General features: G+C 46.2%; 5 protein-coding genes. All 5 read right to left on the bottom strand.

What is annotated here, in order from left to right; genetic code table 11:
• Position 1: 1 nt before the first annotated feature.
• Entirely contained in the window at positions 2–652 is a 651-nt protein-coding gene (locus tag K8R76_02360) for a hypothetical protein (GenBank protein ID MCD4847016.1), read from the bottom strand.
• 54 nt (positions 653–706) lie between these two features.
• The gene (kbl, locus tag K8R76_02365; protein ID MCD4847017.1) at positions 707–1,909 is read right to left on the bottom strand and encodes a glycine C-acetyltransferase; all 1,203 of its coding nucleotides are present in this window, start codon (positions 1,907–1,909) and stop codon (positions 707–709) included.
• 288 nt (positions 1,910–2,197) lie between these two features.
• A complete protein-coding gene (locus K8R76_02370; GenBank protein ID MCD4847018.1) occupies positions 2,198–5,440 on the bottom strand; it encodes a diguanylate cyclase in 3,243 nt (1,080 codons plus the stop codon).
• A 55-nt stretch (positions 5,441–5,495) separates the two neighbouring features.
• Complete coding sequence (locus K8R76_02375; GenBank protein MCD4847019.1) at positions 5,496–6,650, bottom strand: class II aldolase/adducin family protein; 1,155 nt, start codon at positions 6,648–6,650, stop codon at positions 5,496–5,498.
• Entirely contained in the window at positions 6,647–8,398 is a 1,752-nt protein-coding gene (locus tag K8R76_02380; GenBank protein ID MCD4847020.1) for an aldehyde ferredoxin oxidoreductase family protein, read from the bottom strand. Before K8R76_02380 ends, K8R76_02375 begins: the two co-directional genes overlap by 4 nt.
• Positions 8,399–8,613: the final 215 nt, after the last annotated feature.

An 8,613-nucleotide genomic window follows, 5' to 3' on the forward strand; every position in this document is an offset into this window, starting at 1 on the left:
GTTACCAGTTAAAACCGGATCCCGAGAAAAGATCCGGTTCTTCAATAACTGATTCTTCTTCAGGTTTTTCAGGAGTCAGATCCTCAGGTCTTCCAGCCAGCAGAAATCCCGTTCCAGGAGAGATCCATTCCTCAAGAGAGTGCTCATTTATATATGCACTCAGTTCAGATTGTCTCACAATCTCCATTTGAATTTCTATTCCTGTCAGAAGCTGAATTCGAGCAATTTCCTTTTGAAAAAGTTCATTGATTTCATCGCGGACTATCAGCAATTTTACAGAACGGATACTATCACTCAGGATAATCGGGGAAAGAATTGCAGTAAGGATTGTTTTTTCAGCAGATTTCACTGCTGATGAAATCATCTTTCTGATATCAGTCATTTTTTCAATGAGATTCTGCATTTGAGCGAATATCGCTGAATCATCTGCTACCCTGAAGAAGGCTTTAACGCCTGCTTTCTCTCTTCTGATGATTCCTGACTCAGTCAGGTTGGCCAGTTCGCGCTGAACCCCGCCACGTCCCGTCTGCAGGATTGCCACGAGTTCAAGAAGATAAAACGATCTGTCAGGATTAAGAAAGAACAGACAGAGGAGTTCCCTTCTGATCTTACCGAACAGCGCTTCTCCAGAGTTTACAATATTTGTACTCATAGTGGGTATCTTCATGATTGTAAGTACTTTGTCAAGTGCAAAGATCAGAAATACTCAGATTACGCCCAGTCTATGCCCAACCACTTTAAACGCAGATACACATTGATCAATCTGTTCAGAAGTGTGTGCAGCTGAAAGCTGTACTCTTATTCGGGCCTTCCCTCTGGGCACTACCGGGTAGAAAAAACCTATGGCGTAAATACCTGATTCAAGGAGTTCATCAGCAAACTTCTGAGCCAGCGCGGCATCATTGGGCAGATGACCGAACATCACTGGTACAATGGGATGATCTCCCTTCACTATTCGGAAACCGGCTTCTGTCATCATTTTTCTGAATCGTCTCTGATTATCGCGCAGTCTGTCTCTTTCAACACTCGATTCTTCTATCAGATCCAGAACGGCAAGTGTGGTTCCCGCAACTACGGGAGCTACGGTATTTGAAAACAGGTATGGTCTGGACCGCTGTCTTAGCATTTCCACCACTTCAGCCGGCCCGGATACGAAACCTCCGGAAGCACCTCCGAGTGCTTTTCCGAAAGTGGATGTCACGATGTCCACTCTTTCAATCACTCCGTGATACTCCGGTGTCCCCCTTCCGTTCTCACCTACGAATCCTGTAGCGTGTGAATCATCCACTATCAGAAGCGCATCATACTTCTCAGCCAGGTCACATATTCCGGGAAGAGGAGCAATTTCACCATCCATCGAGAATACTCCATCGGTAACGATCGCTTTGACTCTTGCTCCCCGAGCGTGGATGAGAACAGCTTCAAGATCCTCAAGATCAACATGACTGTATCGATATCTTTTTGCCTTGCACAATCTTATACCATCAATTATCGATGCGTGATTCAATTGATCGGAAATGATCGCATCCTCATCGGTCAGCAGAGGTTCGAATAACCCTCCATTGGCATCGAAGCAGCTTGAATAGAGTATCGCATCCTCTTTGGATAGAAAGACAGCTATCTTCTCTTCGAGTTCCCGGTGAATATCCTGGGTACCGCAGATAAACCGCACAGAAGAAAGGCCAAAACCTCTCAATTTCAGTATTTCGCATGCTCTGTCAACCAGCCTCTGATCACCTGAAAGACCAAGATAGTTATTTGAACAGAAATTGAGTACTTCTCCGGAATTGAATACATTAACAACAGTCCCCTGTCTTGTCGTAATGACCCTTTCTCTCTTGAACATCCCGCTCTTCTCGGTCTTTTCCAGATTTGACCTGAGGATGCCGCATAACCTGTTTGAGTACATTCCGAACCTCTTAATCAGTAAATTTAGAACAGATGAATTCTACCGTTACCGGGAATATATAAACTAAAAAAGAAACCGGAAAAATCCTGCTGAAATTTGCGGGTTAACCCGCACATTTTGCCAGCATTCGTTTCGAAGCGTCGCAGATAGTTGTGTATACGAGGCTTGCGAATACAGACTCCACAGGCGTACTTAGATAGTACGTCGAGGACGGATGTATGAGCATAACGACGTAGACGCAGCTTTATGCGTCGCTGTAGTAGAATTCTGGTGAAATTTGCGGGTAAATCATCTATTGCGATCGAATGCATATCCATCGGGCGGGAAAGTAACATCGCACTTCGAACATAGTGCTTTGAATTCAACAATCTCACGGCGGGTCATGATACTGTTCCTGATGGAATAGGACTGTATCCTGCCCAGCTTATCTGCAAGATTTCTTGATCCTGTTTTCAGAGCTTTCTTCATCTCGTTGTTCAGGTCAAGTTTTCCGTACGCGGTGGCCAGTGAACTGTAGTACAGGGCAATCTCTATTTCAGAGTTGTCCTGCGAAGATTCGATGATCTGCCTGAAACATTCCACAGATTGATTGAGTGATTCAGCATCAGTATCCGGAGAGGACATATAGACCAATCCTTTTACAAACAGGATACTGTCTTCCGTGCCGGAACTGAACGAACCCTCATCGTTAAGTAATCTCAGTATTTCCTTTGCGCTCTCAAACTTCTCGGTTTTCATGCATATTTGAACTATCATCAGCTTGCATTCCGCTCTTATCTCATCACAGTGGAGTCTGGTAAATACTTCTATCGCTTCTTCGAAATACAACCTTGACTTCTCAAATCTCCCTTCGAGCCAGTAAAGATTCCCCAGACCATAACTTCCATATCCGAAACCCAGCTCGTTTTCAATATCGTCATTTATCTCAAGATACTTATCGTAGTACTCTCTCGCGAGATCAAGCATATTGATGCTCTGGTAGTATTCAGCGATATTGTAATTGGCGATGGCCAGACCAAGTCTGTCATCCAGGATCAGATTGATCCTGATAACCTCTTCCATAGTATTGAGGCTCTTCGCATACTCTCCCTGACGTAGATAGATCCCGTGCATGTTATTCAGAACGGTAGCCTCACCGGGCAGGTCTTCTGTCTTCCTGTAGATATCAAGTGCCTTGCTGTAAATTCCGAGAGCTCTGTCGATAGAACCGATCTCCGAGATTATGTCAGCTCTCCTGGTATAGTACTGAGCCATAATATCATCCTGTATATCCCTGCTGGATTCTTTCAGCAGTTCCGCTACCCTGTCCAGATTGGATAAAGCCTCAGGATACTGCCCCTTGAGCCTGCAAATGAATGATGTTTCTATCAGTGCTTCGATAAATATCCTGAGGGCTACTATATCCTTCAATCCGCTTTCCTGACATAATTCCGTTGCTAGCCCGAAACTATCTAGAGTTTCCGGATACCTGCTGCTGTTGAGGTAATTCTTTCCAAGCCTTAAATGCACTGCTGCCAGTTCCACAGGCTTCTTCGATAGTTCCAGAGCCTGCTTAAGATGCTCATCAGCCATATCAATATTTCCTGTGATTGAGAAAATTTCTCCAAGATTGATATGAACTTTGAACATCAGTTCAGCATCGTTCTCTTTTTCATCTGTTCTTTCAATGAAAACGGAGTACCAGGCGATGGCATCTCTGTTAGCTCCCCTTGAGAAAGCCTGTTCAGCTGCAAGGAAAGCAAATCTGCCGGCATTGGAGTCATCCTGACTTCTCGCATAATGATAGGCTACCGTCGTCAGCAGATCCTCCTTACCGGAATTGTAAAACTCCTCGAAATAGCCGGCAATCCTCTGGTTGTAAGTAAGTCTCAGAGAATCAGGAAGCTCGGAGGAAAGAAAATCCCTTACAGCTCCATGCGTGAACCTGAAACTGATCTCACTTTTCCCTTCCCGAACTTCTTCTATCAGCCCGGCCTTTATACATTTATCAAGACCCCTGGCAAGTACCACCTGATCATTTCCGGTCAAACCTTCGAGCAACGCCAGGTTGAAATGATCAGGGGAAAGGGATGCGATCTTCAGAAGATCCCTTGCTTCATCACTGATATTGGATAATTTCGATGTGATTATCTGCCCCAGGCTCTCAGGTATCGCTATATCATCCGGAATATTGTAAATCTTCTCTCCTGACCTGTCGGCAGTGATATAGCCTGAATCAATGCACGCAATAAGCAATTCGCGCAAGAACAGAGGATTTCCTCCACTTTGTGATATCAGGAAATCCTGTGCTTCCTTTGGGATATTCGGATCCTTCAAAGAAAAAAGAAGAAGATTGCGAGTTTCCTCCATCGTCAGTTTGGGAATATCCAGAACCAGAAGAGGAATTGATGATCTGATTGCAGCGAGTCTCTTGAACCGTGTTTCAGATTCTTTATCTTTGCGCATCTGACAAAGATAGAATACATGTGCATCGGGAGTATTTCTCGCAACAAAGGAAAGAATCCCGATATCCTGCTCCGAAGCCCACTGAAGATTATCCAGTATGAACATAAGCGGTCTCATCGTTGAAATGGCTGAAATGAGTACAGCAATATCCCGAAATATCCGAAAACGCAGTCTCTCCTCACGGAAATATATCGTATCATCGATGATTGACGCTTCAAACTCCGGGAAAAGCTCCAGCGTGGCAGGATGGACAGGCTCTATCTGCCTGCGGATTACATCCATCTCACGATCTGACAGTTCGGAAATGGCATCTTTCAGAGGCTCAACGAGAAGCGAATAGGGCTGACGTCGGATGTGCTCCATGGCGGAATATTTCACGACAAGCATCTTCATGAAGCTGCAGTAGTTCAGCAGCTCATCGACCAGTCTGCTTTTCCCCACTCCCGCCTCGCCGGTAATCACGGCAAAGCGGCTTGTTTCCGTGACTGATTCCTCGACCATCTGACGGAGCTTCTGGAGTTCAGGTCGGCGACCGACCATATGGGCTGAACTGATCTCAGGAGCTTCTGTGTCCAGAAGGTCTTCCGTGAAAAAGAAAACTCTTCCTCTTCCGGCTTCCTTCGCCCGGTAAAGAGCTTTGTCAGAACGGGAGACAAGTTCCAGAATGGAACCGTCAGACTCCCTGCTCTGACTAACGCCAATTGAAAGACTTATATGAAGTCCTGATGGGAAACTCATCCTTCCCGCTTCGTATATCAACCTCTGAGCAAGATCCAGAGCTCCTTCTCCAGCAGTATCCGGAAGGATTATCATGAATTCATCACCACCGAACCTGATCGCGGTATCGGTTTTCTTGAGATTAACCTGGATAGTCAGCGCCAGTTGATGCAGGACTCTGTCACCTGAAAGATGGCCATAAATATCGTTGATCAGTTTGAAGTGATCAATATCAAGCATTAAAAGAGACCACGCTCTGTCTTTCCGCAGATATTCATCTTTGATTCCATCCAGATAGGATCTGTCATGCAGACCTGTCAGGGGATCAATTCCTATCCTGTTACCGTTGTCGGAATCAGTCTTTTCCATATTGATAAGTAACTAACAGAGAAGTCTCTTCGTGTCCAGTATTATGTAGTCGGGATCAATCCAGAAACCTGAAATACTCTTCTCTGCACATTCTCTCGATTGAAAGCAGGTTCCGAAAGGCGCCATTGAAATCATCCAATGATACCGTGAAAAGCCCATGACCCCATACTATTACACCTCGACTACCCTCCATGGCCGATGGAAGCGTATTGCACAGACCATAAGGACCTGTCCCGACTTCACCCGGAACGATGGGAACATCACGTATGAAGCGCTCTTCAGGGCAACGGATGTGACACGATCCTCTTGAAGCACAGTTTTCCCTGCGACAGTCCATTGACATTATTACAGAGAATTTTGGATGACCGTGAAGTATCGCGTTCATACCTGTATGCCGAAGAATACCCATGTGAGCAGAAAACTCACTGGAAGCCGTGATACTTGTGCAGGCCGATCCATTCAGTGGACACGGATCAATACAACCTTCCAGTTCATCCAGAGAAGAGGTTGTCTGACTAATGAACAGAGTATCACCCCGTCTCAGAGAGACATTCCCGAAGAAGGAATCAACAAGTCTGTGCTCTACTGTAAGCCTGCCGGCCTGTGCAACTGCTCTGTAAACATTCTCTTTGTTCCGGAAAGGTCCAGTCATAAGTAAGGGAGGTTTATCCGGGTATCTATCAAGATTGTTAAGAGCAACCCTGAATACCCTCTCCTGCTCGATCGAAACTTCACCTCTTCTGCTGTCCCGAAGGTAATCTGAAAAGAATTTCACGAAGCATGCGAAACAGACCGAACTATAGAATATGAAAGCCTGTTCGGGACTTACAGTGCCCCATGTAATTATTCCCTTTCCCTTTATGATTACACTCTTTCGCTTCCTGAGTTTCTCAATTATCATGTCTGAACTGAAATCGCGAATTACAGGAAGGTCATGCAGGAAGGTTCGCGTTTCAGAATCTTCAGGCTGAATGGAATTCACATCTCCTGATGCCAGAAAATCAATGATTGAGCGGTATGGTTCAGCCGGAAGAGAGAAAAGCAGGGAGTTTATACTCAATCCGCTGAATACTCTCTCAAGTACAGGGATTGCGGAATCTTCCCTGTTCCATTCCAGCTCAGCATCAAGACCGCCAAGAAGAGGAAAACCTGTTTCAGCAAGCCCTGCTGAGACCATTTTCGCTGAATACTTCTCAAGAAGTCTTTTCACAGCAGACCCTCCAGACCAAGTTCCTCAGCTTTACTCCGCAGAGGACATCCTTTCTGGTCCAGCCCCCGGACCTGGTAATACTTTGACCTTGTCTCCAGGAATTCCTTTCTGTCAAGAGGAGGAATATCAATACCATCACCGGAACTCCCTGTTTCAGAGAAGAATCTGGATGGTAAATCGTCATCCTCCGATGTAAAACCGCACTTTGCGTTCATCATCCTCTCTCTGAAATAAGTCCTCTCCCCCGCCGACAGAAGGTCCTGAGCTGAGGTTTCAGTACCGGTTACTGCAGAGTAGGCTGACGCGTACTCCTCAAGAGAGCAACCGAAGAAGAAGAATTTGCATGCGGTAAGTGAATCGATAACAGCGTTCATATCTTCCGCTATCTTCACTATCCTGGCTTTACCGGCAAAAGAAAACCTGTCTGTAGCAACCGGCTTCCTAAGTATCTCGTGGCTAATGGGATATGCACGCAGGTGACATGCTCCTCTTGTGGAAGTAACGTAACCAAGCGCCATACCGTACGCTCCTCTTGGATCATACCCCGGCAGTTCCATCCTCTTCACTGACATTGATAGATCAGGGCAGCCCTTCGACTCACCAAAACGATATGATCCCTGACCGAGTTCGCTTCCCTCTCCTCTTCCGAAAGCTATGTCAAGTAAAAGACCTGCAATTCTATCCGGAGTGAGTTTCTCTCCGACTATTTCGGAAAAGCATGCGAGAGTCGCACCAGCGGAAATAGTATCCATCCCGGTCTCGTTGCAGATCATGTTCGCTGCGGTAACTGCCCGAAGGTCATCATTCTCGATCAATGCGCTGAAATGCGACATTGTTTCATACTCCGGAAGATGAGTTCCATCCTCTCCGATTCTTTTGCACAGGATATGACATGATTTGCAGCCGTATTTTTTTGGTTTGTATCGACTGGAGAATGCATGGGAGTTCATGGATGAAGCCGGATCAAAACAGGTTCTCCTGAAATTAGCCGTAGGCATCATTCTCCTGCAGCTTATCAGATCATAAAGGGCTGCCGTTCCGCAGTTCTGCAATCCATGCTCCCCCGTTATAGCAGGAGTGGCAGCTACAAGCCTCCTGATATCCTCACTCGCGGATCGGAGCTTCTCCTGATCATGAACAGGAACAATACCGGTTCCTCGGACTGTAATGTATTTGAGATTCTTCGAGGCGCTGACAAGACCGAGTCCTCCTCTGCCAGCGGCAAATGTTCCATCAACCATAATCGATGAGAAAAGAACTCCGTGCTCAGCAGCCGGACCTGTACCCGCAACAGATCCTTTTTCTTTAAGACTTGAGAAAAGCTCGTCTGTACCCGCGCCCGAAAGCCAGCCCGCATCTTCAATAGAAACATTCCCGTCATATATCTCGATTCCGCAGAGCCTTTTACTCCTTCCGGTAATGACAATACCGTCTATACCTGATTTTTTTATCTGCCAGCCGAGACTTCCACCGACCGAACAATCTCCAACAGCTCCGGTAAGCGGGGATTTTGACATAACACAGATTCGACCTGAAGCAGGTACCAGAGTTCCGGTCAGCGGCCCGGTCATAAAGACAAGCGGCATCTCAGGGTCATTCCAGGAACGGGTTATCTCCGGAAACAGGTAATACCCGGCCAAGCCCTTTCCACCAATCCAGAACCGGCAGATATCAGGATCAATCTCCTCAAACCGGTACTCCCCGGATGAAAGATCAACATGAAGTATCCTTCCCCATCTACCTGTCATTCTTTTTCTTTCAAGAGACTCCATTAATAATATTGCAACTCTCTGCTGTTCCGGATCATGATTTGAGATTATGATGCATATGATCCCAATCTCCAACTGGATGAAGGAGAAGAGAACTTCTCCGAAAGAATTATCGGGTTTTCAGATCCGCATATTTCACCAGGTTGCGTAACGAAACGGTGTAGAAGCGCTCGCAGACAAGGCATGCGAATGAG

This window comes from Candidatus Aegiribacteria sp., from assembly GCA_021108435.1.
In the GTDB taxonomy this organism is placed as follows: Bacteria; Fermentibacterota; Fermentibacteria; order Fermentibacterales; family JCC-6; genus Aegiribacteria.